Origin of the sequence: Micromonospora rhizosphaerae (assembly GCF_900091465.1) — a bacterium.
In the GTDB taxonomy this organism is placed as follows: domain Bacteria; phylum Actinomycetota; class Actinomycetes; order Mycobacteriales; family Micromonosporaceae; genus Micromonospora; species Micromonospora rhizosphaerae.
In genome coordinates, this window is record NZ_FMHV01000002.1 from 395,745 (window position 1) to 420,158 (window position 24,414).

At 72.1% G+C, this 24,414-nt stretch carries 25 protein-coding genes; 11 read left to right on the forward strand and 14 right to left on the reverse strand.

The annotated features are described in order from the left end of the window. Positions 1 to 70 precede the first annotated feature (70 nt). The 3 genes from GA0070624_RS01980 to nagA are packed head-to-tail and all read left to right on the forward strand — an operon-like array spanning position 71 to position 3,044. Complete coding sequence (locus GA0070624_RS01980) at positions 71 to 1,000, forward strand: SIS domain-containing protein (RefSeq protein ID WP_091336110.1); 930 nt, start codon at positions 71 to 73, stop codon at positions 998 to 1,000. Continuing rightward, positions 997 to 1,938, forward strand: coding sequence for an ROK family protein (locus GA0070624_RS01985; protein ID WP_281180943.1), 942 nt, complete (start codon positions 997 to 999; stop codon positions 1,936 to 1,938). Before GA0070624_RS01980 ends, GA0070624_RS01985 begins: the two co-directional genes overlap by 4 nt. Continuing rightward, complete coding sequence (nagA, locus tag GA0070624_RS01990) at positions 1,935 to 3,044, forward strand: N-acetylglucosamine-6-phosphate deacetylase (protein ID WP_091336112.1); 1,110 nt, start codon at positions 1,935 to 1,937, stop codon at positions 3,042 to 3,044. The genes GA0070624_RS01985 and nagA overlap by 4 nt, the downstream gene beginning before the upstream one ends. 186 nt (positions 3,045 to 3,230) lie before the next feature. On the opposite strand, the gene GA0070624_RS01995 is transcribed toward nagA, so the two are convergent. Continuing rightward, a complete protein-coding gene (locus tag GA0070624_RS01995; RefSeq protein ID WP_425413482.1) occupies positions 3,231 to 4,442 on the reverse strand; it encodes a DUF4032 domain-containing protein in 1,212 nt (403 codons plus the stop codon). A gap of 110 nt (positions 4,443 to 4,552) precedes the next feature. Between GA0070624_RS01995 and GA0070624_RS02000 the strand changes: the two genes are divergently transcribed. Further along, positions 4,553 to 5,314: a phosphatase PAP2 family protein gene (locus tag GA0070624_RS02000; protein ID WP_091336116.1), complete on the forward strand. Its 762-nt coding sequence runs from the start codon at positions 4,553 to 4,555 to the stop codon at positions 5,312 to 5,314. Between the two features lie 9 nt (positions 5,315 to 5,323). Further along, positions 5,324 to 6,574, forward strand: a complete 1,251-nt coding sequence (locus tag GA0070624_RS02005) for an APC family permease (RefSeq protein WP_091336118.1) — start codon at positions 5,324 to 5,326, stop codon at positions 6,572 to 6,574. Positions 6,575 to 6,580: 6 nt separating this feature from the next. Here the strand turns inward: GA0070624_RS02005 and GA0070624_RS02010 are convergent, their stop codons facing one another. Continuing rightward, positions 6,581 to 8,365 carry a potassium channel family protein gene (locus tag GA0070624_RS02010; protein WP_425413483.1) on the reverse strand — a complete coding sequence of 595 codons (1,785 nt, stop codon included), beginning with the start codon at positions 8,363 to 8,365 and terminating at the stop codon, positions 6,581 to 6,583. 86 nt (positions 8,366 to 8,451) lie between these two features. Between GA0070624_RS02010 and GA0070624_RS02015 the strand changes: the two genes are divergently transcribed. Then, positions 8,452 to 8,943: an MSMEG_6728 family protein gene (locus GA0070624_RS02015; protein ID WP_091336120.1), complete on the forward strand. Its 492-nt coding sequence runs from the start codon at positions 8,452 to 8,454 to the stop codon at positions 8,941 to 8,943. 288 nt (positions 8,944 to 9,231) lie between these two features. Continuing rightward, on the forward strand, positions 9,232 to 9,675 hold the full coding sequence (locus GA0070624_RS02020; RefSeq protein ID WP_091336122.1) for an HNH endonuclease: 444 nt from the start codon (positions 9,232 to 9,234) through the stop codon (positions 9,673 to 9,675). Positions 9,676 to 9,781: 106 nt separating this feature from the next. Here the strand turns inward: GA0070624_RS02020 and GA0070624_RS02025 are convergent, their stop codons facing one another. Continuing rightward, on the reverse strand, positions 9,782 to 10,219 hold the full coding sequence (locus GA0070624_RS02025; protein WP_091336125.1) for an OsmC family protein: 438 nt from the start codon (positions 10,217 to 10,219) through the stop codon (positions 9,782 to 9,784). 140 nt (positions 10,220 to 10,359) lie between these two features. Beyond that, positions 10,360 to 10,761 carry a MarR family winged helix-turn-helix transcriptional regulator gene (locus tag GA0070624_RS02030; RefSeq protein WP_176731559.1) on the reverse strand — a complete coding sequence of 134 codons (402 nt, stop codon included), beginning with the start codon at positions 10,759 to 10,761 and terminating at the stop codon, positions 10,360 to 10,362. A gap of 98 nt (positions 10,762 to 10,859) precedes the next feature. On the opposite strand from GA0070624_RS02030, the gene GA0070624_RS02035 reads away from it, so the two are divergent. Next, complete coding sequence (locus tag GA0070624_RS02035) at positions 10,860 to 11,972, forward strand: aminoglycoside phosphotransferase (protein WP_141714916.1); 1,113 nt, start codon at positions 10,860 to 10,862, stop codon at positions 11,970 to 11,972. A 22-nt stretch (positions 11,973 to 11,994) separates the two neighbouring features. Here GA0070624_RS02035 and GA0070624_RS02040 read toward each other — a convergent pair whose 3' ends face one another. The 5 genes from GA0070624_RS02040 to GA0070624_RS02060 form a co-directional block, all read right to left on the reverse strand. Beyond that, on the reverse strand, positions 11,995 to 13,629 hold the full coding sequence (locus GA0070624_RS02040; RefSeq protein WP_091336131.1) for an ABC transporter permease: 1,635 nt from the start codon (positions 13,627 to 13,629) through the stop codon (positions 11,995 to 11,997). Continuing rightward, positions 13,629 to 14,456 (reverse strand): ABC transporter ATP-binding protein, encoded by an 828-nt coding sequence (locus tag GA0070624_RS02045; protein ID WP_091336134.1) that lies wholly within the window; start codon positions 14,454 to 14,456, stop codon positions 13,629 to 13,631. The genes GA0070624_RS02040 and GA0070624_RS02045 overlap by 1 nt, the downstream gene beginning before the upstream one ends. Beyond that, positions 14,453 to 14,983, reverse strand: coding sequence for a hypothetical protein (locus tag GA0070624_RS02050; RefSeq protein WP_218105097.1), 531 nt, complete (start codon positions 14,981 to 14,983; stop codon positions 14,453 to 14,455). The genes GA0070624_RS02045 and GA0070624_RS02050 overlap by 4 nt, the downstream gene beginning before the upstream one ends. 66 nt (positions 14,984 to 15,049) lie before the next feature. Beyond that, the gene (locus GA0070624_RS02055) at positions 15,050 to 16,108 is read right to left on the reverse strand and encodes an ABC transporter substrate-binding protein (RefSeq protein ID WP_091336138.1); all 1,059 of its coding nucleotides are present in this window, start codon (positions 16,106 to 16,108) and stop codon (positions 15,050 to 15,052) included. A 6-nt stretch (positions 16,109 to 16,114) separates the two neighbouring features. Further along, a complete protein-coding gene (locus GA0070624_RS02060; protein ID WP_091336140.1) occupies positions 16,115 to 17,197 on the reverse strand; it encodes a LacI family DNA-binding transcriptional regulator in 1,083 nt (360 codons plus the stop codon). 124 nt (positions 17,198 to 17,321) lie between these two features. Between GA0070624_RS02060 and GA0070624_RS02065 the strand changes: the two genes are divergently transcribed. Further along, complete coding sequence (locus GA0070624_RS02065; protein WP_091336142.1) at positions 17,322 to 18,317, forward strand: ribokinase; 996 nt, start codon at positions 17,322 to 17,324, stop codon at positions 18,315 to 18,317. 283 nt (positions 18,318 to 18,600) lie between these two features. Here the strand turns inward: GA0070624_RS02065 and GA0070624_RS02070 are convergent, their stop codons facing one another. Continuing rightward, positions 18,601 to 19,368, reverse strand: coding sequence for an enoyl-CoA hydratase/isomerase family protein (locus tag GA0070624_RS02070; RefSeq protein ID WP_091336144.1), 768 nt, complete (start codon positions 19,366 to 19,368; stop codon positions 18,601 to 18,603). 190 nt (positions 19,369 to 19,558) lie between these two features. Between GA0070624_RS02070 and GA0070624_RS02075 the strand changes: the two genes are divergently transcribed. Beyond that, a complete protein-coding gene (locus tag GA0070624_RS02075) occupies positions 19,559 to 20,020 on the forward strand; it encodes a protealysin inhibitor emfourin (protein ID WP_141714917.1) in 462 nt (153 codons plus the stop codon). A 153-nt stretch (positions 20,021 to 20,173) separates the two neighbouring features. On the opposite strand, the gene GA0070624_RS02080 is transcribed toward GA0070624_RS02075, so the two are convergent. From GA0070624_RS02080 to GA0070624_RS02090, 3 genes are read right to left on the reverse strand one after another with little or no spacing between them, the layout of a single operon-like run. Then, a complete protein-coding gene (locus tag GA0070624_RS02080; protein WP_091336149.1) occupies positions 20,174 to 20,788 on the reverse strand; it encodes a histidine phosphatase family protein in 615 nt (204 codons plus the stop codon). Between the two features lie 57 nt (positions 20,789 to 20,845). Further along, positions 20,846 to 21,508 carry a DUF998 domain-containing protein gene (locus tag GA0070624_RS02085; RefSeq protein ID WP_091336151.1) on the reverse strand — a complete coding sequence of 221 codons (663 nt, stop codon included), beginning with the start codon at positions 21,506 to 21,508 and terminating at the stop codon, positions 20,846 to 20,848. Between the two features lie 13 nt (positions 21,509 to 21,521). Further along, a complete protein-coding gene (locus GA0070624_RS02090) occupies positions 21,522 to 21,941 on the reverse strand; it encodes a VOC family protein (RefSeq protein WP_091336153.1) in 420 nt (139 codons plus the stop codon). Positions 21,942 to 22,122: 181 nt separating this feature from the next. On the opposite strand from GA0070624_RS02090, the gene GA0070624_RS02095 reads away from it, so the two are divergent. Further along, the gene (locus GA0070624_RS02095; protein ID WP_091336156.1) at positions 22,123 to 24,000 is read left to right on the forward strand and encodes an asparagine synthetase B family protein; all 1,878 of its coding nucleotides are present in this window, start codon (positions 22,123 to 22,125) and stop codon (positions 23,998 to 24,000) included. Between the two features lie 5 nt (positions 24,001 to 24,005). Here GA0070624_RS02095 and GA0070624_RS02100 read toward each other — a convergent pair whose 3' ends face one another. Continuing rightward, a complete protein-coding gene (locus GA0070624_RS02100) occupies positions 24,006 to 24,407 on the reverse strand; it encodes a helix-turn-helix domain-containing protein (RefSeq protein ID WP_176731560.1) in 402 nt (133 codons plus the stop codon). Positions 24,408 to 24,414: the final 7 nt, after the last annotated feature.

Sequence of the window (24,414 nt, forward strand, 5' to 3'; positions counted from 1 at the left end):
GCAGAATAACGCGCGAAAGGCGGCCATAACGAGCCGTATTGCGCACGATCTCCCCCTGCGAGGAGTTGTCATGGCGTACGTGCCCGCGGAGATCGCCAGCCAGCCCGACTGCTGGCGGGAGGCCGCGCAGCTCGCCCCGACCGTCACCGATCGTCTCCCGCGCCCCGGCGAGCGGGTCGCCGTCGTCGGTTGCGGCACGTCGTGGTTCATGGCGATGGCGTACGCCGGGCTGCGCGAGCGCGCCGGCCAGGGCGAGACCGACGCCTTCCAGGCCAGCGAGTTTCCCGCCGGCCGCCGCTACGACCGGCTCATCGCGATCACCCGCTCCGGCACCACCACGGAGGTGCTGGAGCTCCTCGCCGCGCTGCGCGGACAGCTGCCCACCACCGTGCTCGTCGGCGACCCCGGCTCCCCGGCGGTCGACCTGGCCGAGGCGGCGGTGACCATGCCCTTCGCCGACGAGCGGTCGGTGGTGCAGACCCGCTTCGCCACCACCGCCCTCGCCCTGCTCCGCACCCACCTCGGCGACAACGTGGGCGCGCTGGCCGCCGACGCCGAGGTGGCCGTCCGGGCCCCGCTGCCGATCGACCCGGGCGGGATCGAGCAGGTCACCTTCCTCGGTCGGGGCTGGACGATCGGGCTGGCCCAGGAAGCCGCGCTGAAGTGCCGCGAGGCGGCCACCTTCTGGGCCGAGGCGTACCCGGCGATGGACTACCGGCACGGGCCGATCTCCATCGCCGCCCCGGGCCGGGTGGTCTGGGCGTTCGGCGAACTGCCGGACGGGCTGCCGGAGGACGTCGCGGCCACCGGCGCCGCTCTCGTGCACTGCCGCACGCACGGCTGCCGCACGGTGCTGACCAGCTGGGCCGCCGGGCGTAATCCCCTCGACCCGATGGCCGACCTGATCCTGGCCCAGCGCTTCGCCGTCGCGCTCGCCAGCAACCGGGGCCTCGACCCGGACGCGCCGCGCCATCTGACCCGTTCCGTGGTGTTGGCGTGACTCAGGTCGTCCTCGCGCTGGACGTGGGCGGCACCGGGATGAAGTGCGCCCTGGTCCGCCCCGACGGCGCCACGGTGCACGCCGAGCGCCACCCGACCGGAGCCGGGCGCGGCCCGGAGGCGGTGGTCGACACCATCCTCGACGTGGCCGAGGGGCTGGCCGGCAAGGCCCGCGCCGAGGGGCTGGAACCGGTGGCCTGTGGCATCGCCGCACCCGGCGTGGTCGACGAGGCCCGCGGCGTGGCGGTCTGGTCGGCGAACGTGGGCTTCCGGGACGTACCGCTGCGGGACCTGGCGGTGGCGCGGCTCGGCCTGCCGACGGCGCTCGGGCACGACGTGCGCGCCGGTGGCCTGGCGGAGGCCCGGCTCGGTGCCGGACGGGGCGCGGGCCACGTTCTCTTCGTCGCCATCGGCACCGGCATCGCCGCCGCCCACGTGGTCGACGGGTCGGCCGCCGTCGGCGCGCACGGCGCCGCCGGGGAGATCGGTCACATCCTGGTACGCCCCGGCGGCCCGCGCTGCGGCTGCGGTCGCCCCGGCTGCCTGGAGGCGGTGGCATCGGCCGCCGCGATCGGCCGCCGGTACGCCGAGCTGGCCGGGTTCCCCGCCACCGCCGCCGAGGTGGCCGACCGGGCCGCAGCCGGTGAGCCGCTGGCCGGCCGGGTCTGGCGGGAGGCCGTCGAGGCACTCGCCGACGGGCTCGCCACCGGCCAGGCCCTCTTCGACGTGGCGACCATCGTGATCGGTGGCGGCCTGGCCCAGGCCGGTCCCCGCCTGCTCGACCCGCTGCGCGTGGCGCTGCGCGAGCGGATGACCTTCCACCAGGAGCCGCGCCTGGTCGCGGCGGCGCTGGGCGACGAGGCGGGCTGCCTCGGCGCCGCCCTGCTGGCCCTGGACGCCCGGCCCCGACCCGACCTGAGCGGTAGGAGGACCCGATGACCCTGCGGGTGAGCGGCAAGGTCGTGACGCCGACGGGCGTGATCCGGCAGGGCTGCGTGGAGGTCCAGGGTGACCGGATCCGGGCCGTCGCCGAGTACCCGTCGGTGCGCGACGGGCACTGGATCGTGCCGGGCTTCGTGGACATGCACACCCACGGCGGCGGCGGGCACACCTTCACCACCGGCGACGCCGACTCGGCCCGCGAGGCCGCGGCGTTCCACCTGCGGCACGGCACCACCACTCTGCTGGCCAGCCTGGTCAGCTCCCCGTTCGAGCTGATGCGGGACGCCACCGCCGCGTATCGCCCGCTGGTCGACTCCGGCGTGCTGGCCGGTATCCACTTCGAGGGCCCGTACCTGTCCGCGGCCCGCTGCGGCGCGCAGAACCCGGAGTTCCTCCGCGAGCCGTCCATTGCGGAGCTGACGGAGCTGATCGAGCTGGGCGCGGGGGCGGTTCGGATGGTCACCCTGGCCCCGGAGCGGGACGGCGCGCTGGCGGCGATCAAGCTGCTCACCGCGCAGGGCGTGGTGGCCGCAGTCGGTCACACCGACGCCACCTGGGACCAGACGCGGGCCGCCGTGGCCGCCGGCGCGAGCGTCGGCACCCACCTGTTCAACGGCATGCGTCCGGTGCACCACCGGGAGCCCGGGCCGGTGGTGGCCCTGCTCGACGCGCCGAACGTGGTGTGCGAACTGGTCGCCGACGGCGTCCACCTGCACGACGGCATGCTCGCGTTCGCCACCTCGGTCGCCGGCCCGGAGCGGGCCGCGCTGATCACCGACGCCATGGCCGCCGCCGGCATGCCGGACGGCGAGTACGAGCTGGGCGGCCAGGCCGTCACCGTGGCCGGCGGGGTGGCCCGGCTGACCCGGGACGGCGCGATCGCCGGCAGCACGCTGACCATGGACGCCGCCCTGCGGCACGCCGTCGCCGCGGGCATTCCGATGCCGGACGCCTGCCGGATGGTGGCCACCACCCCGGCGCGGGCGATCGGCCTGGGCGACAAGCTCGGTGCTCTCCAGATCGGGCTCCGGGCCGACCTGGTGGTCCTGGACGACGACCTCAACGTGGTGCGGGTGATGCGCGCCGGCTCCTGGCTGGAGTGACGCGCCGCCACCCCGCTGCGCGGACCGCCGCCGGCGTGGCGGGGGCCGGGCGCGCCGCCCCACCCAGGCCCTGCGCATCGGCAGCCGCCCCGTTCGTGCGGGCAGCTCCAAAGGCAGCGTCGCACCCGATCAGAACCCGCCTGCCCCAGCCCGTGAGTCGCTTGCCTGGCGGGCCAGATCGGTGGATCAGCCGGCGGTGGGGACCGCTACGCCGAGCACGGCCTGCTCGTCGGGGCGGTGCACCAGCACGTCGGAGAGGTACGACTGCACGGTCGGGGCCATCCCGACGTCCCGGCCGGCCCGCTCGGAGAGCAGCCACTTGTGCTCGATGATCTGCGCGAAGAGTTCCTGCGGCTCCAGCTTGCGGCGCAGGTGCGCCGGCACCGCCCGGACCACCGGCTCGAAGACCTCGGTCAGCCAGCGGTGCGCCGCCTGCTGCTCGTCGGTCAGGTCACTCTCCACCCGGTAGGCGTCCAGGTCGTTGAGCAGCCGCCGGGCCTGGTTCTCCTCGGCGTCCAAACCGGTCAGCCGGAGCAGCCGCCGGGTGTGGTAGCCGGCGTCGACCACCTTCGGGCGGACCAGGTACCGGCCGTCGTCGACCGTCGACAGGGCCACCTCGGCGACATCGAAGCCCAGGTCGTTGAGGCGGCGGATCCGCCCCTCGATGTCGTGCCGGGCGTCCCGTTCGATCTGCTGCTCGTAGGTGATCTCGTGCCAGAGCCGCTCGTAGCGCTGCACGACCTCCTCGCAGACCACCTCCGGGTCGATCGACTCGTGCAGCAGCCCGGCGGCCTGGAGGTCCAGCGCCTCGCCGAAGATGTTCACCCGGGCGATCTCCAGGTCCTCGCCGCGCTGCCCGTTGGAGAGCGCGTTGTGCAGTGCGCCGGTCTCGGCGTCCACCAGGTAGGCGGCGAACGCCCCGGCGTCCCGGCGGAACAGCGTGTTCGACAGCGAGCAGTCGCCCCAGAAGAAACCGGTCAGGTGCATCCGGACCAGCAGCACCGCCAGCGCGTCGAGCAGCCGGCCCATCGTCTCCGGCCGCAGGGTCCGGGAGAAGAGCGCCCGGTACGGCAGCGAGAACTGCAGGTGCCGGGTGATCAGCACCGGGTCGAGCGGCTCACCGGCGTCGGTCTGCCGGTCGGCCACGATGGCGATCGCCTCGACCGACGGGAAGTCGATCCGCTCCAGCGCCCGGAGCAGGTCGTACTCCCGCTCCGCGACCCGCTCGCCGGTCTCCTTGACCGCGTAGACGTACTCGCCGAGCCGGACGAAGCGCACGATGTGCCGGGAGATGCCCTGCGGCAGCGCGACCAGGTGCTGAGCAGGCCACTCCTCCAGCGGGGTCGACCAGGGGAGGTCGAGCAGCGCCGGGTCCACGAGAGCCGAGGTGATCCGCACGGGCACAAGTGTGACGCTCACCCCGCCGGATCGCTTCCCTTCGTGGCTGGGCACACAACCGCCGATGCCCGCGCCGGTCCCGCGCCGTCCGCGGCCGGTAGCGTGGTCGCGTGCGGGAGACCACGGGAGTACGCCGCGGAGTCCGGCGCCGGCCGGTCCGGCCGGCCGGGTGGTGGTACGACGGGCTGCTGCTCGCCGCCCTGGTCGGGCTGACCGTGGCGCTGGCCACCGGCCACTTCCTCGGCCTCGACCGCGCGGTCGCCGACTGGGCGGACGCGCACCGGCCGGCGGCGGCGTACTGGGTGGCGCGGGTGCTCAACTATCTCGGCCAGGGGACGCCGCTTACCCTGCTCGCGGCGGGGCTCGGCGTGCTGGTGGGCGTCCGGTCCCGGTCGATCCGGCCGGTGCTGCCGCCGGTGGCCGCGTTCGTGCTGACGGTCCTGACCATCGGGCCGCTGAAGCTCTGGTCCGACCGGGCGGCGCCCACGGCCAGCATCAAGCCGCCCTACCTGCCGGAGGCGGACACCGTCCAGATCTTCCACACCGACGGCCCGTACGGGGTGTCCTACCCGTCCGGGCACGTGGCCAACTCGATCGTCTGGTACGGGATCCTCGCGCTGCTGCTTCCCGCGCTGCTGCGCACCCTGCACCGCCCGGTACCGGACCACCTGATCACCGCGGTCCGCGTGCTGCCGCCGGTCATCGTGTTCTGCACCACCACCTACCTCGGCTGGCACTGGCTCACCGACTCGATCGCCGGGCTGCTGCTCGGGCTGCTGCTGGACCGGCTGCTGCACCGGGTGCCCTGGGACGAGGTACCGCTGCCCGGCCGGCTGCGGGACCGTGACCGTCCGTTCATCTCCACCTCGTAGCCTGCGCTCGTGGATCAACTGGCGCGGCGGCTGGCCGTACCCGATGCGGTGGTCATCGGTCTGGGTTCGATGCTCGGCGCGGGCGTCTTCGTGGTGTTCGCCCCGGCCGCCGCAGCGGCCGGCGGCGCCGGGCTGCTGCTGGCGCTGGGGCTGGCCGGCTTCATCGCCTTCTGCAACGCGACCAGCTCAGCCCGGCTGGCGGCCCGCTACCCGGAGTCCGGCGGCACGTACGTCTACGGCCGGGAGCGGCTCAACCCGTTCGCCGGCTTCCTCGCCGGCTGGGGATTCGTGGTCGGCAAGACGGCGAGCTGCGCGGCGATGGCGCTGACCATCGGGGCGTACCTCTGGCCGGAGCGGGCGCGGCTCGTCGCGGTCCTCGCGGTGCTGGCGGTGACCGCAGTGAACCTGCGCGGCATTGGCAAGACCGCGACCGCGACGAAGGTCCTGGTGGGCGTGGTGCTGGCCGTGCTGGCCCTGGTCGCGGTCAGCGGCATCGCCGGCGGGCATCTCGAGCCGGCCCGGATCGGCGACCTCGGCGACGCCGGGATCCGCGGCGTGCTGACCGCCGCCGGCCTGCTCTTCTTCGCCTTCGCCGGGTACGCCCGGATCGCCACCCTCGGCGAGGAGGTACGCGAACCCGAGCGGACCATCCCCCGGGCGGTGCCACTGGCGCTCGGCGTCGTGCTGGCGATCTACCTGGTGCTGGCCGTGGTGGCGCTCGGCGTGCTGGGCGCCGACCGGCTGGCCGCCTCCGCCGCGCCGCTGGCCGAGGTGGTGACCGCCGCCGGGCTGCCCGGCCTGGCCTGGCTGGTCCGGGCCGGCGCGACCGTGGCGGTGACCGGGGTGCTGCTCTCCCTGCTCGCCGGGGTGGGACGCACGCTGCTGGGGATGGCCCGCCGCCGGGACGTGCCCGGGGCGCTGGCCGCCGTGCATCCCCGGTACCGGGTGCCGCACCGCGCCGAGCTGGCCGTCGCCGCCGCGGTGGTCGTGGTGGTCGCGCTCGGCGACGTGCGGGGCGCGATCGGCTTCTCCAGCTGCACGGTGCTGGTCTACTACGCGATCACCAACGCCTCCGCCCTGACTCTCGGCCGGGATCCGTCCCGCAAGCTACCGGTCCAGCTGCTCGCCGCCCTGGGGCTGGTCGGCTGCGTGGTGCTGGCCGTCAGCCTGCCGACCGCGAGCGTGCTCGCCGGCTTCGGCGTCCTCGCCCTCGGCGCCGCGTGGTACGCCCTCCGCCACACCGTCGCGGCCCGCGACTGACCCGGATCACTCCTCCGGCTGCCGGGGGGCCGGGGCACCGGCGGGAGCGGGTGGCGGGGGTGGGGTGGTTTCGCGGAGCAGGGCGCTCAGCCCCGCCCGCCGGGCGACCACGGTCAGCCGGTCCCCCGCGTTGATCACCATGCGCGGGTCGACCGACCAGTCCAGCCGCTGCCCGGCCCGGGCGTGCGCGAGCAGACGTACCTCCCCCGGGCGGGCCACCGCGGCGAGCGGCCGACCGTCGAGCGGGGAGCCGGCGACCACCGGCACCTCGGTGACCAGCAGCGCGTGCCGGTCGACCGGGATGGTGGCGATCACCGCCCGGTCCAGCAGCGCCGCCGCGAACGAGGGCGCGGCCAGGTACGACACGCTGCGCGAGATGCCGATGCCGAACGCCGTCTGGATCCGTTCCGCGAAGTCGCCGTCGAAGAGCCGCAGCACCACCCGGACTTCGGGGTTGAGCGAGCGGGCGTTCAGCGCGGCCCGCAGGTTGGTGCCGTCGTCGGCGGAGACCACCACCAGGGCCTGACAGGTGTCGACCGAGGCGGCCCCGAGCGTCTCCTCCAGCCCCGCGTCGCCCACGATCAGCGGTACGCCGAGCCGCTGGGCCAGCGCGGCGCCCCGCGCGTCCGGGTTCCTGTCGATGGCGACCACCTCGACGCCGAAGTCGTTCAGCTGGGCCATCACCCGGGTGCCGATGTTGCCCAGCCCGACCACCACCACGTGCCCGGAGCGGTCCGGCTGGATCCGGCCGGCGTGCAGGGCCAGCCGGGCGTTGACGATCCCGTCGACCACCACGGCGGTGATCAGCGGGATGAGCGCCAGCCCGGCGAGGTTGAGCACCACCTGCATGACCTGGGCGGCGGCCGCCTTGGTGACGTCCGGGTCCTGGCCGCTGAGCGTGGTCACCAGGGTGAGGTAGAGGGCTTCGGTCCAGTTGAGGTCCGCCGCGCGGGCGTTCAGCCAGCCGAGCACCGCGATCACCGCCAGCAGCAGGAGCACCGCCATGCCGATCTTGCGGGTGGCAAAGCTGCGGATCGCGCGGAGCAGGACCGCGACGGGCTGCCGACGGCGCCGCGCCCGGACCAGCCGGCGGGCGGCCAGCTCGGTGCCGGGTGGCTGCCCGGTCGCCTCGGCGAGCACCACGTCGGCCGCCGCCTCGTCGGCCGGCAGCACCCGGACCAGGGCCGGGTCGGTGGTCACGGCGAGTCCACAGACGACGTCGCCGGGGCGTACGTCGGCGCGCCGGGCCACGTAGAGGGTGCGTCCGCCGTGCCGGAAATGGGTGGGGGCGAGCTCACCGAGCGCGGCGGCGACGAAGGCTGGGGCGGCCATCGAGGCGTCGGAGAGCACCGCCGAGTCCGGGAAGAGCTGCCGCAGACCGTTGGCCAGGCTGGTGTTGAACATCCGGACCACCAGGCGCAGCCGCGGCTCGACCTCCTGGGCGCAGAGCGCCGCGTGCATGTTGCCGACGTCGTCCTGATGCAGCAGGGCCAGGCCGTCCGCGCCGGTGAGCCCGGCCCGGCGATACGTCGCCTCATCCAGCCGGTCGGTCCTGATCACCTGGAGGCCCTCGACGTCGCGGCCGTCCGGCCCGTCGGACCGGCGTCGCTCGGGCACGACCAGGGTGACGCGTACCCGACCGGCGGGCGACTCGGTCGCGAGCAGCGCCTTTACCACCCAGTAGGCGAGCGGGTCGGAACCGCAGATCACGTAGTGGGGACGGACGTCTCCGTTCATCCGCAGCCGCCAGCCGGTAGCGCGGCGGGCACGGTCGCGCAGGGGCTCGACCATGCCCGGATGGTAGTCACCCGCTCGCAGCGCGCGCAGCCCCGCGATCATGAACGCATGTCGTACCCCACGTCGGGTAGAGCAGCGGCATGCAGACCTTCCTCCCGTACCCGGACTTCCTGGCGAGCGCCCGGACGCTGGACCAGAAGCGGCTGGGCAAGCAGCGGGTGGAGACCATCCAGGTGCTGCGCGGGCTGACCCGACCGGACTACGGCTGGCGCAACCACCCGGCGGTGAGGATGTGGGCCGGGTACGAGGAGGCCCTCACCCGGTACGGGCTGGACGTGTGCGCGGTCTGGTGCGAGCCGGGCCGGGCGGACACCTGCGCCGGCACCATGACCACCGACCTCGCCACCGCCTGCGGCATCGACACCGTCCGCACCCAGGCGGAGCTGGCCGAGGCCGGCGAGCTGCCGCCCTGGCTGGGTCGGGCGGACCTGCACCTGAGCCACCGCTCGTCGCTGCTGCGCAAGGACCCCGAGTACTACCGCCCGCGATTCGGTGACGTCCCGCCCGACCTGGAGTACGTCTGGCCCGCCTCCGACCGCGAGCGGCGCTGCCTGCTGCCCCGGGAGGGTTGACCGGGCGAGGCCGCTCGGACGGCGGATCGAAATACGTTGCCCGCCCTTCCGGGGCGGATCTACCGTGATCGCGCAAGGTCAACCACTGCTCCGGGAGCCGTCGATGTCGATGCCGCACGTCACCACCGTGCCGTCGTGGCTGGTCAGCGGCGGTTGCCGAGCCGAAGGTCCGTCGAACGGGTGGCCCGACTGACGCGTGCCCGCACGCGTCGAGCCGCCCGTCCCCAGAACCGGGCGGCTTTTTTGCTGCCCGCTGAGCCCCGCCACCGATCGTGAAGGGAGAGCCCGGTGGACGCCGTCCTCGTCATCAACGCCGACCTCGGCCCGCTGCACCGGGTCACCGTCCAGCACGCGATCCGGATGCTCTGCCGGCGGGTCGCCGAGATCCACGAGGCCGAGCCGGACCAGGTGATCGGGGTCTTCCCGGTCCCCCGGGTGGTCCGCCTCCTCCGGTACGTCGTGACCCGCTGGCGGTTCAGCACCGGACCGGCCTGGTCCCGGGGCGGGGTGCTGCGGCGCGACGGCCAGCGCTGCGCGTACTGCAACGCCCCGGCCAGCACCATCGACCACATCCTGCCCCGCTCGCGCGGCGGCCGGAACACCTGGAAGAACACCACCGCCGCCTGCTACGAGTGCAACCAGCGCAAGGGCGACCGGACGCCGGCCGAGGCCGGCATGCCGCTGCGGCGCGAGCCGGTGACGCCGACCTGGGCGGCGCTCGCCGGGCGGTGACGGGCCGGCCGGCGGGCACAGGGGGCCGCGTCGGGGGTACGCCTCCGGCGCGGCGCCCGCCGGCCCTGAGACCGAGCGCGCTCCATCTGCCTCCCGAGTCGGCGGGCTAACTGGGGCGGGGAACGATGACGGTCGACACAGGGCTGCCGCGCTCGACGGTGCGCGAGACCGTGCAGAGCCGGTCGTGCGACATTTGCACGGAGCGCGGCAGCATTTCCCGCGCTGCGTCGCCGGCCTCGCCGTCCGGGAACGTGACGACGAACTCCACCCTCAGGTTCTCCATCCGGTTCCCGCCGGCTTCGTCTCGAATCTTGTCGCCCATCACCTTCACGGTGAACTCGCTGGGCTCCGCGCGCCGGCTGGTGATCAGGTCAACATCGATTGCGGTGCAGCCGCCGATGGCCGCCAAGAGCAGCTCCACCGGCGTGAAACTGTCGTCGTCGCCCGTCCCGACCGAGATCGAGCCGCCGCGTACGTTCCGCGCGACGTACCGGCCGACGCTGGTCCGCTCGATGTCCACCGCGCGAAAGGTGTCATCAGTCATAAGCACTGAAACTACCGAGGCCCTGTGACCACGAGCCACCCGTCTTCGTCATCTGACCGGTCGGCGGCGGCGAGCCGGCCAGACGGGCCAGGGCAGGGAGGAGGATCCCGAACCACCGGCGCCGGCGCACGGCCCAGGGACTACTTCTCGGCCGCGAGCCGGGTGAGCACCTTGCGGAAGGTGGCCCATTGGCGTGGGCCGACCGCATCCTGCCAGCGCTGCTCCGTGTCGGCGAAGATCTGGAGGATCCGCTGTTGCAGACGCACTCCCTTGTCGGTCGGGCTGACGACGCGGGCCCGGCGGTCCTGGGGGTCGACCTCGACCCGCAGGTAACCGGCCGCTTGAAGGGCGGCGACGAATTCGCCGAGGGACTGCTTGGTCATGCCGACGCGGGTGGCGAGTTCGGTGGGCCGGATGCCCTCGGTCGGTGTCATGGACAGCAGCCGCAGATGCGAACCGCGCAGCCCGTGCGGCTCATCGGCTATCTCGGCCTCCATCAGGCGCTTGGCCACCGTCAGGGCGCCGCCGAGCAGGTTGAACACGTGTGTCGGGTATTCCTCATTGACCGAACTCATAAGGCCACCTTACTATCTCGGCAGGATAGTCAGGCCGCCTTACCTTACTACTTTGGAGTGCCACGATGACTCCCACGTTGCGCGCGGACGACGTGTGTGCGGTTGCGAGCGACATCGTCGGCGAGCCGGTGCGGACGGGCGCCTGGCAGGTGGAGGAGGTGGCCTACGAGTCGGGCTCGCCGGCCACCGGCGGCCTGTATCGGGTTCGCGGCATTACCGCCAGCGGCCAGCCGTGGTCGGTCTTCGTCAAGCTGCTGCAGCACGTGCGGCATTGGCCGCGGCTGCACCTACTGCCGCCGGACATGCGCCAGTCGTTCGCCGACTGGTTTCCGTGGCGGCAGGAGATGGCCGCATGGCATGAGTCCTTCGCAGGCCGGCTGCCCGCCGGGATGCGCCTACCGGTGCTCTACCGGGTCACGGATCTGGGCGACGACCGCCTGCTGCTCTGGATGGAGGACATCAACGCGCTCGACGGCGGGTGGGACCTGGCCAGGTTCGCCCAAGCGGCGCAGGCGCTGGGCGGACTCGCGGCGCTGCGCAGCGCCCCTGAGGTCGTCCAGGGCACCGGCTACCCGGCAGGGTGGGGCCTGCGTGGGTACGCCGACGGCCGGGTCAGCCTCGGAGCGCTGCCGCTGCTCGCCGATGACGACCTGTGGCGAAACCCGCTGCTGGCCGACACGGTTGATTCGTCCCTGCGCGCCGACCTTCGGCGTCTCGCCGGCCGGCTGCCGGCCATCCTCGACCAGCTCGACAACCTGCCGCAGGCGGTGCCCCACGGCGACGCCAGTCCGCAGAACCTTCTGGTGCCCGCCGACGCACCGTGGGAACTCGTCGCCATCGACATCTCGTTCCAATGCCCTCTCGCGATCGGGTTCGACCTCGGCCAGCTCCTGATCGGCCTGGTCCATTCCGGACAGATGGCGTCCGCCGACCTGGCGGATGTACATGACGTCCTCGTTGAGTCCTTCGCGGCGGGCATGAAGGAGTACGGCGTCGAGGCCTCCCCCGAGGATGTCGAGTACGGATATGTGGGCAGCCTCGTCGTACGCGCCGGGTTCACCTCCCTGCCGTTCGAACTGCTCGACGCGCCGCCGTCCGCGAAGCTGGTCGAGATGTTCCACGAGCGGGCGGCGCTGACCCGATTCATCGCAGACCTCGGCGTCAGCCTCTCCGCCTGACCGCTGCTTGGTGCTCGGCGCCTCAGCGCGTCGAGTACTGGGGTGTGTAGCGCCGGAGCACCGGTCGCTCGACGGCACTGATCAACGCGTAGAGACCGACCGAGACGACGACCACGAGTACCGCTCCGGCCCACAAGGTGCCGAAGCGCGAGCTGCTGTAGGCGATGACGAGCAGGCTGCCCAGGCCGTCGCCGGTCGCCAGCCATTCGGCCAAGGTCGCACCGCCGATCGCCGCAGGTACGGCGATCCGTGCCGACGCGAACAGCGCCGGCAGCGCGTACTGAAGGCGCACCTTGGTCACCGTGTGAAACGGCGAACCGCCCATCGAGGTGACCAGATCGCAGGCGGGCAGCGGCGCCGCGCGCAGCCCGACGGAGAGGTTGACCAGGGTGGGGAAGAAGACGACCAGCGCGACTATCACCGTCACACCGAGCAGGCCGCGGCCGAAAACGAGGGCGATCAGCGGCGCCATGGCTACCAACGGGACCGATCGTAGGACGATGGCGACCGGCATCATCGTCTGTTCGACCGCGCGAATGGTCACCACGACGATCGCCATCACCACCGCGACGACAGTGCCCACGAGGTAGCCGATCGCCGCATCCAGCAGCGTGACCTTGAGCGCCACCCACAACTCGTGGCGATGCGCCACGGCGTCCGCGTCGGCTGCGACATACCGGAAGACATCGGCTGGCGTCTTGGCGAAGTATCCGTTCAGGTCGAACAGCCGAAGCAGCGCGTACCATCCGACCAGCGTCACGGCCACGGACGCCAGCAGGAAGCCGGCGGTTTCAAGCGCTCGGGAGATCCTGCCGCCGCGGCGACCGGCAGCGTCGGCGGCGCCCGCTCCCACATCCAGCTGCTTGCCCGCCCATGGCGTCAACAGCCGGGCGACGATGGCGGTGGCGGCATACAGCAGCCCGGCCAGTGCCGAGATCACCAGCGCGATCCCCCAGGTCCGCTCCACCTCGAACGACGATTGGGCCTGGACGAGCGCGACACCCAATCCACGGCTCGCGCCGAGGTACTCCCCGATGATCGCCCCGAGAAGTGCGGCCGGGGCCGCGATGCGGAGACCGGCGAAGAGGCTCGGAAGCGCGGCACGGATCCGCACCATCCGCAGGGTCTGCCAGCCCGACCCGCCGCAGGCGTGGACGAGGTCCACGGCGGCCGCGTCGCTCGAGCGCAGGCCGACGACAGTGGCAACGAGCGTCGTGAAGAACACCGACAGCGCCGCGAGGGCTTCCTTCGGCGCGTCACCGGGAAGCACGACGACGAGGATCGGCGCGATGGCCACGAGCGGCACGCAGTAGCTCGCGATGGCCAGGCGGAGCAGCACGCGCTCGACAGCCGGGAGGCGAACGAAGAGCACGGCCAGCAGGATCGCGGCCAGGTTGCCCCAGACGTACCCGACCATGGCCTCCCGCAGTGTGACGGCGATGTTCGCTTGGTGCGCGGAGCGGTCCTGCCAGATCCTGACCGCCACGTCGAGCGGAGACGGGATGACCTTCAGATCGGCGAGGCCGCTTGCGAGCGCGGCCCAGACGATCAGCACCAGGCCGAGTCCGACTGCGCCGGGCAGCGCTCGTCGCAGCCACGCAGGCACCGGGGCAAGCGCCAACGAGGCGGATGCTCGCACCGCCGAGTTCGGTTTCATCAGAGCTCTGTTTCTTCGGTGGACTGCTGGGTGAAGAGCAACTCGCCCAGGTGGTCGCAGAGCGCGTGGAACTCGGCGCTCCGCAGGATCTCCGGGGTGCGCGGTCGAGGAAGCTCGACATCGACCGTCGACAGGACCCGGCCCGGCCGCCGCGCCATGACCACGACTCGATCGGCCAAAAAGACGGCCTCCGCGATCGAATGGGTCACCAACAGCGTTGTCGTCGCGCGCTCGAGCCAGATCCGCTGGAGTTCGAGGTTGAGACGTTGCCGCGTCATCTCGTCGAGCGCGCCGAACGGCTCGTCGAGCATGAGCACGTCGGGGTTGATCGCCAGCGTGCGGGCAATGGCCACGCGTTGACGCATCCCCCCGGAGAGCTGCCCGGGACGTGCGTGCTCGAAGCCGTTGAGCCCCACCAGCTTGATGAGATCACGGATCTCCGCTGGGTCGACCTTTCGGCCGGCGATCTGGTATGGGAGCCGAATGTTGGCCTCGACACTGCGCCACGGCAGCAGCGCGGAGTCCTGGAAGGCGACGCCGACCCGGTGATCGCGACGTACCCGATCGGGGTCCTGGCCGTGCACGAGCACGCGACCTGAGGTGGCGGTCTCAAGGCCGGCGAAGATCCGCAGGAGGGTCGACTTCCCGCAGCCCGAGGGGCCCAGGAGGGCGGTGAAGGAACCGCTGGCGGTGGTCAGGTTGACCTCGTTCAGCGCCCGAACGGTGGTTCGACCCATCCTGAACGACTTGGTCACGCCGGCGGCGACAAGCCCCTGCGCTGCTGGCGGGGCGGCCGCCGAGCCGACGGGCGCCGCAACCTCGCTCATTTCCGCTCCGCTTTCGCCGCCGCGAGGAGCCACTCGCGGTAGGTCGTGTCCCGGTGCGGGACCTCGTTGTTCACAAATGCGCCCGTCTCCAGGAAATGGAGCAGGTCACGGCCCATCTCCTGACCACGCCGGGTGTGCATGTCCAGCGCATGGTCCGGGATCTGCGGCAGTCGCTGCCCGTTCTGCACAACCCCCGCCGCCCAGTTGGCCAGTTCGTCGGACGTCCGGTCCTTGGTGCTGCCGACGAGCAGGCGGATGGCGTGAACGGCGAAGAGGAACCGGTCGCCGCGCCCGCGCGGGACGCGTCCGTGCATGCGATAGACCGCGTCGACAATGACCGGTTCAAGGAAGGATCCCGAACCGACGTCTTCCACGGAGATCACCTGCAGCCGATGCCAGAGGCACTCCTCCAGTTCCTCGCTAGTCGCGTACATCTCGTAGGCGAGCAGTGTCGCCTCCTCGAGCTCGCCGCGACGGACCGCCTTCTGGAACGCCGAGATGACCTCGTCGGCCGCGAGGTCGTGCAACGTCCTGACCTTGGTCCACGGATCGAACTGCCGCGCGGACCCGCTCTCGTCCCCGGTTGTCATGACCTACACCGTGGGCTTTCCCTGGAACACGTCTTCCAGGATCGTCGTGTCGAACAGGTCTTCGGCGGAGGTGGTGATGCCCACTGACGCCATCGTCTTGATATTGGACTCGATGCCGTCCTTCGACATGGTGAGAAGACCGTTGGTCTTCGTCTCCGGCGTCGAGATGAGCGGGACGAACGCCTGAGCGGTGAGCAACTGCTCGGCGGAATTGAGCTGAAGGCTCTTTCCGTACTTCTCGACGGCGAGCTTCACCCCGCGCTGAGGGTCCTGAACCGCGTCCTGCCAGCCCTTCACGCTGGCGCGCATCAGGTTGACGAGCCGCGCTCGCTTCTGCTTGTCGGCAAGCGTTTCCTCGCTGACGACAAAGGCGTCGGCCCACAGTCCGTAGCCAAAGTCCGCGAGCAGGAAGGCCTGCGCCTCGATCCCCTGACGCTTGAGCTGGATGGGCTGAGACGTCAGGAAGGAGGCGAAGGCGTCCACCTCACCGTTGACCAGGGGAGCCGGGTCGAACTGGACCGGCACGTACTTGACCGACTTGGGGTCCACGCCGTTCGCCTTGAAGAACGCGTTGTAGATCTCGATGCCGGACTGCTGCACGCCGAGTCGTTTGCCGACAAGGTCTTGAGGCGTACGAATGGGGTTCTTGGCCAGGGACATCACGGCCGAGGGGTTCTTCTGCAGGGTGGCACCGACGATCTTCAACGGGGCGCCCTCCTTACGCGCCCGGGCGACGGTGTCGACCGAGTCGAGTCCGACGAACGCCTTCCCGCTGGCGACCAGGGGCCCTACGGACACCGATGGTCCGCCCGGGACGATGGTGGTCTGCAGGCCCTCCTTCGTGAAGTAACCCGCGTCGTCCGCGATGAAGATGCCCATGTTTTCGACGTTCGCGAGCCAGCCGAGTTGGAAGGTGACGGGGCTGGCACCCGCGGAGGTGGCATCGGTCGGGTCTCCGCCGCAGGCAGCGAGAGTTCCGCCAGATGCAGCCAAGAGCGCTCCGCCACCGAGGATTCTCGCGGTCGCAGTTAAGAATTCACGGCGAGTGGTCGGCATGTCCATGTCCAATCAGGTCGGGCGTCGGTGAGATGTGTGGAAGGGGTGTCTGGTGGCCGCCGTTGCGTTTCTGGTGGCCGCGATCGGTGCTGGATCCCGGGGTGGCGCGGTCGATCCGCGGACCAGCAGCTTGGTCTCCAGCACGATCCGACGCGGCGCCGAGTCCTGGGTCTCATGCAGCCGGCCGAGAAGGAGCCGCATGGCCAGGGCCCCCTGTTCTTCCATAGGGCGGTCGACGACCGTGAGAGGCGGCTGCAACAACGCCGCCAGCTGGAGATCGTCGAATCCGACGAGGGACACCTGGTCCGGCACCCGGACGCCGATGTCGTGCAGAGCACGCAGCGCCCCCACCGTCATCAGATTGTTCGTGACGTAGATGGCCGTCGGCGGGTGCTCCAGCGCGAGGAGGCGCATCACCGACTGGTAGCCGCTCTCCTCACGGAAATCGCCAAGCTCCTGGTAGGCCTCAGGAGGTTCCACCCCCCGCGATTTCAGTGTCTCGAGGAAGCCTTCGCGGCGCTGTCGGCCGGGGGTCGAGTGCTTGGTGCCGTTGACGATCGCGATCCGCCGATGACCGAGATCCAGAAGATGCTCCGCGGCACGTCGACTTCCTCCGGCATTGTCGACCAGCACGGCGTCGAACATCGGGGACCCACCGATCTCGCGATCGAGGAAGACGACGGGCAGACCAGCTTGATGTGCGCGCAACGGCGCTTCGTCGGACTCGACCGTCGGCGCCAGGATGAGCCCGTCGACGCGGCCGACAAGATCCGCGAGGACGGAAACCTCCCGGTCCACGTTCTCGTCGGTGTTGTAGAGGCACAGGTTGTAGTCGTCCTGCCGTGCCACCGCCTCCGCGCCCTTCACCACCGCGGCGAAGAACGGGTTGGTCACGTCGGGAACGACGAGCGCGATCGATCTCGTACGCCCCGAGCGCAAGCTGCGTGCAACTGGGCTCGGACGGTAGTCCAGCTCCTCGACGGCCGCCCGGATCGTGTCGGCCGCGCGGACCGACTGACCTGCGAGAAACCGCGAGACCGTCGTCGCGGAGACGCCGGCACGACGGGCCACGTCGCCAATCGTCGCCTCAGACATCGCGGGTCACGTCCTCTGAAATCGAAACCTGGTATCGATTGCAGTGGACGCTAGATCCGTGCGAGCATCCCGTCAAGCACTTGGAGAAAGATCCCTCAGATCCGACCACGCGGAGAGACGACGCATGAGTTTGCAGCCACTCCCCGGCCTGGAACCGCACAGCATGAACGCTGTCGAAGGGGCGCGCATCGTCGTCATCGGCAGCACGATGATCGACATGATTTCGTACATGTCGCGGGTCCCGGACGCCGGCGAGACCCTGATCGGTGACCATTTCGCCCTCGGCTTCGGCGGCAAGGGAGCCAACCAGGCGGTCATGGCACGACGACTCGGCGCTCACGTCTGGATGGTCGGCTGCCTCGGCACGGACGTCTTCGGCGACATGACCGTGGACAACTTCCGTGCGGCCGGGATCGACACCACCTACGTCACGCGCACGCCGGAGGCCAGCAGCGGGGTGGCACCGATCTGGGTGGAGGCCGGCGGACACAACCGGATCGTCTGTGTTCCGGGCGCGAACGCCTACATGACCGAACATCAAGCGAAGACCGCGGTCGAGTCGATCCCCCGGGTCGACGTCGTCGTCGGGCAGTTCGAGGTTCCCCAGGCCGTGACTGCCGCTGGCTTTCAAGCCGCCAAGGCGCGGGGCGCGGTCACCGTCCTGAACCCCGCGCCCGCCGCGGAGATCAGCACCGAACTGCTCGCTGTCACCGACTGGCTCGTCCCCAACGAGGTGGAGTTCGCTTTCCTGGCGGGAGCTGAGGCGGCGGAAGATGTCAGCAGCGCCCCGACGGACGCGACGGTCGCGGAGGTGGCGCAACGCCTCGGCGTCAGACTCGTGGCGACACTCGGCGAGGCTGGTGCCGCCGTCTTCGACGCTTCTGGAGCCGTCGTTCGGATCACGCCGCCGAAGACGAGGGTGGTGGACACTACCGGCGCCGGGGACGCCTTCGTCGGGGCATTCTCGTACGGGCTCGCTGCCGGGCTGTCACCCACGGCCGCCGCACGGCTGGGCTGTGCATGCGCGACCTCCAGCGTGGCCCGTCCAGGCACTCAGTCGTCGTTTCCGGTGGCTGGCGACCTGGACGAGGCGCTCGCCTGGGCGGCCACGGCATTGTGACCCCGCGCAGCGCCGCCACGGTTGTTGTGGCTGGCTGCCGGGGCCCGAGCGCGCCGCTTACCCTCGGGCACGGCCTGCATCCGGGCTCAATCGCGGTCGGATTGAGCGGCCAGCCCGCGGAGCACGATGTCGAGCCCGCCACCGAACTCCTCGCTGCGTCCGACCCGCCGCGCGGCCTGCGCAGTCTCGGCCATGTAGGGGAACTCGACGAGGACCCGGAGCCGGTCCGGCCACGGCGCGGCGGGCGGTGGGGTGACGTCGACGGGGGCCGGTCAAGCGACGGTCAGGGACGGCCGGGCGGAGCCCAGCTGAAGCGCGGCGGCCGGCGCTCGTTGGCCGCTGCCACCCCCTCGCGGGCCTCGCCGCTGGCCCGGACCTGCCCGTGCCACCAGGCGATCCGCGCGTCGTCGACCCGCCCGTCGATGATCTCCTTGGCCGCGGCGACGGTCAGCCGAGAGCGCTGCGCGACCGCTTCCGTGATCGCCTCGACCCGGGCCGCCAGCCCGTCAGCCGGCAGCACCTCGTCGACCAGGCCGACCCGCAGCGCCCGCTCGGCGTCGATCAGCTCGCTGGTGAAGAGGAGGTGCTTGGCGGCGGACGGCCCGACCAGCCGAGCCAGTCGCCGGGTCGTCGGCGCGGGGTAGACCAGCCCGAGCCGCGCCGGGGGTACGCCGAACCGGGCGTCCGCCGCGGCGATCCGCAGGTCGCAGGCGACCGCGAGCTGGCAGCCGCCGCCGACGCAGGCGCCCTCGATCGCGGCCACGGTGGGCTTGGGGAAGGCGGCCAGCCGCTCCTCGGCGACGACCGCGATGCTCGCGTCACCGGCGTCCAGCAGCTCGTCCAGGTCGCCGAGGTCCGCCCCGGCGCAGAACGTGCCGTCGGCGCCGGTGAGCACCAGCGCGTGCACCGTCGGGTCCGCTTCCAGCCCGTCGAGCAGCACCGGCAACTGCCGCCACATCGCGGCGGTCATCGCGTTGCGGCGGCCCGGGTTCCGGATCACCACCGTCGCCACCCGGCCGGTCACCTCGACGGTCAGCTCCGCGTCCGACATGTTCTCCCCCTTCAGAGCCGACGGTCCGGCCGACCATAACGGCGGGGGCCCGGGGAGCACCCGCGCGGGGTGGCCGTGGGGACACGGGAAGGGGAGGAGGGCGAGCCCCTTCCCGCCGCGGACACTGCCCGTTCGAACGAGGCGGCCCAGGTGCTGGGAACCGGGCGGCGGCGTGGCGCGTCCGACCGGCATGAGATCAACCCGCGTCGCGGCGGTCACCGTCGCCGCGCTGCTCATCCCGCTGGGCGGTTGCTCGGCGACCGACTCAACGAGCACCGGCGCTCGCCGCAGCGCGACCCCGGCCGCCCAGGTCGCCCGCCTGGTGCTGGAGAAGTCCGGCGGCATCGCCGGGGTCCGGGACACGGTGACCGTCGAACCCGACGGGCGGTGGACGGTGGTCGACCGGTCCGGCGCATCCCGCACCGGTCAGCTGAGCGCGGCGGACCTCGAGCGGCTGCGGCAGCTCGCCGCCGACCCGCGGCTCGCCGCCGAGACCGGCAGCACGACCAAGCCGACCAGCTGCGCCGACTCGTTCACCTACCTTCTCACCGTGGACGGGACGACGACCGGCTACGTCGACTGCCCCACCGACGCCTCCCGCCCTGCGGCCACCGCCGCCGTCGTCGAGCTGCTCACCCGCGCCACCGGTTGACGACCGGCCGCCGCCCGGTCGGCGGGCCGCGCATCCCAGACCCCTCGAGCCCCCCTTGGCGGGTGAGGTCGGCACCGTCGACCGGACCGCCAGTGACCCGGCACGTGCCCGCAGCCAGGTGGAGCACCCTGCCAGCTCGCCGCGCCCAGTCAGTTAGAAGACGTAGTCGGGCGGCAGGCCGGTGCCGCGCAGTTCCAACGGCAGGTGGGACACGTCGTTGACAGCGATCAGATTCGGCGGCCCACCGTCCCGGTAGCGGATGACGGTCAGCCCGCAGTTGTGGTGGTTCAACCCCAGCCAACGCCGCTCCGGCGCCTCCAGCGCGTGCCGGACGAACCAGGCGATCAGGAAATTGTGCGTGATTACCAGGTCGCGTACGTCACCGTCGGTCGGGGCGGTGGCGAACCGGGCAACCGCCTCCGGCGTCCGTCGCGGCCCGTCCGCCCGCTCGCGCTCGGTGAACCCGGCCAGAAAGCTCGCGTACGCCGGCGGCAGGCCCGCCGGGTCGGTGTCGTGCGGCAGGTGGTCGCCGGCCAGTTCGGAGACGTACACCGGGACACCGGGGAGTGCGGCAGCGACCAGCTCGGCGGTTTCCGCGGCCCGGCGCGCCGGTCCGTGGTGGACGGCGCTGAAGGGTACGCCACGCAGTCGCTCGCCGAGCAGCGTCGCCTGTCGGCGACCGCGGGCGGAAAGCCCCGCGTCCGGCGACTCGACCTCGGGCCGGTCCTGCTCGCCGTGCCGGACCAGGAAGAGCAGCCGACTCGCCATCGCTCACCTCACAGGGATCGGGAGGCGCGAGCCTAGCCCGCGCCTCCCGATCGTGTTTCAGACGGCCCGGCCGTGCTCCGCCCGCCGGAGCGTCCCGGTGATCCAGGCCCAGCCGACCGCCACGGCGAGGCCGAAGCCCAGCATGGTCACCGGCGCAGGGTGGACGATCATCGCGACCCAGGCCGCCGCGAAGTACAACCCCGCCAGCAAGCTGTACGCCGCCCAACCACCCTCGCCTCGCCGCGCCGCCCGCCGGGCCCCGGCCGCCGCGGCGACGATCAGAGCGACGAAGCCGATCGCCGCCGCGAGGAAGTGCAGGCCCCCGTGCCAGCTGATCTCACCCGGCCCATGAGGGGTGCCGGCCGGGAAGCCGTCGAACGGGTCGGCCCGGAAGATCCCGGCCAGCACCAGCCCGGTCCCGTAGAGGGCGAGCAGTTTCGACAGCCACGCCGACCCGGGGTCCGTGCGGCGCAGCGCGGCGGCGGCACCGAGCACGAGCAGACCGGTGACCAGGAACGTGGCGATCTGCACCCAGCCCAGATCGCCGTTGCTCAGCACGCTGACCGGGTGCCGCCGGAAGTCGAAGCCGTCCCGGGCGAAGCCCTGGACCAACGCGGACCCGACGAAGATCGGGCCGGCGAGGGCGCCGCCGGCGAGCAGCAACCGGTCCCGGCCGAAGGCGGCCGGTCGTACCTGGTGAAGCGGGAGAGCGTCGGTCATTGGTCCACTCCCCTCAGGCCCGCGGGTACATCTGGCCGATGCGGATCCGGTTGCCGAACGGGTCGCGGATGCCGAAGTCGATCCCGTACGGCCGCTCGGTCGGCTCGTCCGTGATGTCGACTCCCTTGGCCACCAGGTCCTCGTACGTCTTGCGGGCGTCGTCGGTGGTGAGGCAGAGCCAGCCGGAGAGCGCCCCCTTGGTGAGCAGCTCCCGGACCTGCTCCGCGGTGGCCGGGTCGAGGGCCGGCGGGCCCGGCTTCTCCAGCAGGATCTCGCGCTCGGGGTCGCCGGGCACGTTGACCGTCAGCCAGCGCATGAAGCCGAGGTCCTGGTCGGTGTTGACCTCCAGGCCGAGCTTGCCGACGTAGAAGTCGAGCGCCTCGTCCTGGTCGAGGACGTAGATCTGGGAGCGGGTGATCGCGTTCATCGTCATGGCAGAGACGCTAGGCGCGGGCGCTGACCTCGTGCTTCTCCAAAACTGCTCGCCTCGGCGCGGGTGCGACCTTTGCCTGATGTTCCTCGTTTGTTCTTGCGGGGCACCGCGGCGGGTTGGCCCTGTGTTTACTTGCGCCACACGCGCAGTGCCGCCGCCCCGCAGGTTCGGAGGATCGCCGATGCACATCATGCTGGCCTGGTTCGCCGAGCGGGCGCTGCCCGAAGCGGCCCGACGGGCCGCCCGGGACCGGTTCGACGCGAGCCTCGCCGAGGTGGTCCCGGCGAGCTTCCGTCGACACGAGTTCGGCGGCGAGGACTGGGGTGTCATCGTCCTGCACCCACACGACTCGGGGGCGTACCGGTGGTCGACGGTGGACCTGGCCGGTCCGGTCACCGCGGTCTCGCTGGGGCTCCCGGTGGGGCTCGACCTGACCGGCGGCCCGACCGCGCTGGCCGGCCGGCTGCTCGCCGGCGAGGACGTGCACCGGGAGGTGGTGCCGCCGTTCGGGCTGCTCGCTCTCCACGCGGCCGACGGCTTCGCCCTGCAGCAGGACTGGCTCGGGATGTGCCGGGTCTTCACCGGCACGTCGGGCGGGGTGACGGCGTTCTGCACCCGGCCCAGCCCGCTCGCCGCCTTCCTGCACGGCGATGTCCGGCCCGACCCCGACGGCTGGCGGTCGTACGCGCTCTGCGGGCACTTCGGCGGTGACCTCTCGCCAATCGCCGGCACCCGGCTGCTGCGGCCCGGCGAGCGAGTGACCGGCCGCCGCCGCGCCGACGGCGGCTGGGACCTCACCACCGCAATCCGGTACGCGACGGACGACGTGGTGACCAGTGGGTTCGCCGGCCGGGACGGGTCGCTCGACGACCTGCTGGACGGGGCGGCCGACGCCCTCACCAGGACCGCGGCCAGCATGCACCGGCTGTACGCGGACGAGATCCCGCTCGGGCTGTCCGGCGGCAAGGACTCCCGGCTGATCGCGGCGTCGCTCCTCGCGGCCGGCGGCACACCCCGGTTCGTGACCAATGAGGACACCGGGGCGGAGGGCGAGGTGGCCCGGCAGCTCGTGCAGATCCTGCGGGACAAGCGCGGACTGAACCCGGAGCACGAACTCCGGCTCGCCGGGGCGCCGGCGCGAGTGCTCGGCACGGGTCTGCGGGAGCGCACCAGGCGGCTGCAAAGGCTGCACGACTTCCAGTTCCCCTCCAGCTACGTGGTCCGCCCGGCCGCCGCCACCCGCTTGGACGAGCGGGTCCGCCCGGCCACCTTCACCGGCGCCGCCGGCGAGCTCGCCACCGGCTACTGGTATCCACCGGCGGACGCGGAGACGGCGTCACCCGAGCAGGCCGGGCTGGCGAAACTCCTGGCAGCGGTGCCGAGAGCGGTGGCCGCCGAGGCGGCGGTCGCCGCGGAGCAGGACCGGATCGCCGCGCTGCTCCGCCACGCGCGCGACATCGGCCTGCGCGACCTGCACCTCCTCGATCACCTCTATCTGGTGGAACGGATGCGCCGCTGGTGCACCTCCGCCAACGCCACCGGCATGGTCACCCCGTTCCTCGCCCCGGGCTTCGTCGCCGCCACCTTCGGCCTGACCCCCGAGCAGAAGCGCGGCCGGCTGCTGCACACCGGGCTGATCGAGTGGCTGGTCCCGGAGTGGGCCGAGGTTCCGTTCGTCAGCGTCAGCACCGGCGGATCCACCGCCACCCGGGTGTGGGAGGGCGACGGCATCGAGGTGATCGCCGACCTGCTGGACACGGCGCACGGCCCGATCACCGAGGTGATCCACCGGCCTGCGGTGGAGAAGACGTTGCGGGCGGCGGTCAAGGGCGGTCGAGCCGACGCCCGGACGCTGCAGCAGTTCACCTGGTTGGCGCTCGCCTCCCACCAGCTCGAAGCCGGCGCCACCCGGCCCGCCACCGCCGCCACCTACGCCCGGATCACCGCTCCCCCGCGCCCGCCCAAGCCGTCGCCGCTTGTCGCGCGGCTGCGCTGGATCAAGCGGACCCGGCTCGGCAACCGGATCTGGGCGGAGGTGCGCAACCGGGTACGCCGCTGACCGGGTCAGCGGACGCTGCTCGGCCGCATCCAGGCCTTGGTGAAGCAACTCGGCACGGCGGCCGGTGACGCCTTGCGCTTCCGGTAGTCCGAGGGGGACTCGCCGACGATGTCGCGGAACGTGCGGCTGAACGTGCCCAGGCTGCCGAAGCCGACCGCGAAGCAGATCTCGGTGACCGGCTCGTCGGTCTGCACCAGCAGGTACATCGCCCGCTCGACCCGGCGCCGTTGCAGGTAGCGGTGCGGGGTCTCGCCGAACGTGGCCCGGAAGGTTCGGATGAAGTGCGCCTCGGAGACGTGCGCGATCCGCGCCAGCGCCGGCACGTCGAGCGGCTCTGCGTACGACCGGTCCATCGCGTCCCGGGCGCGCAGCATCGCCCGGTTGGACTCCTCCACCGCGCGGCTCATCGCCGTC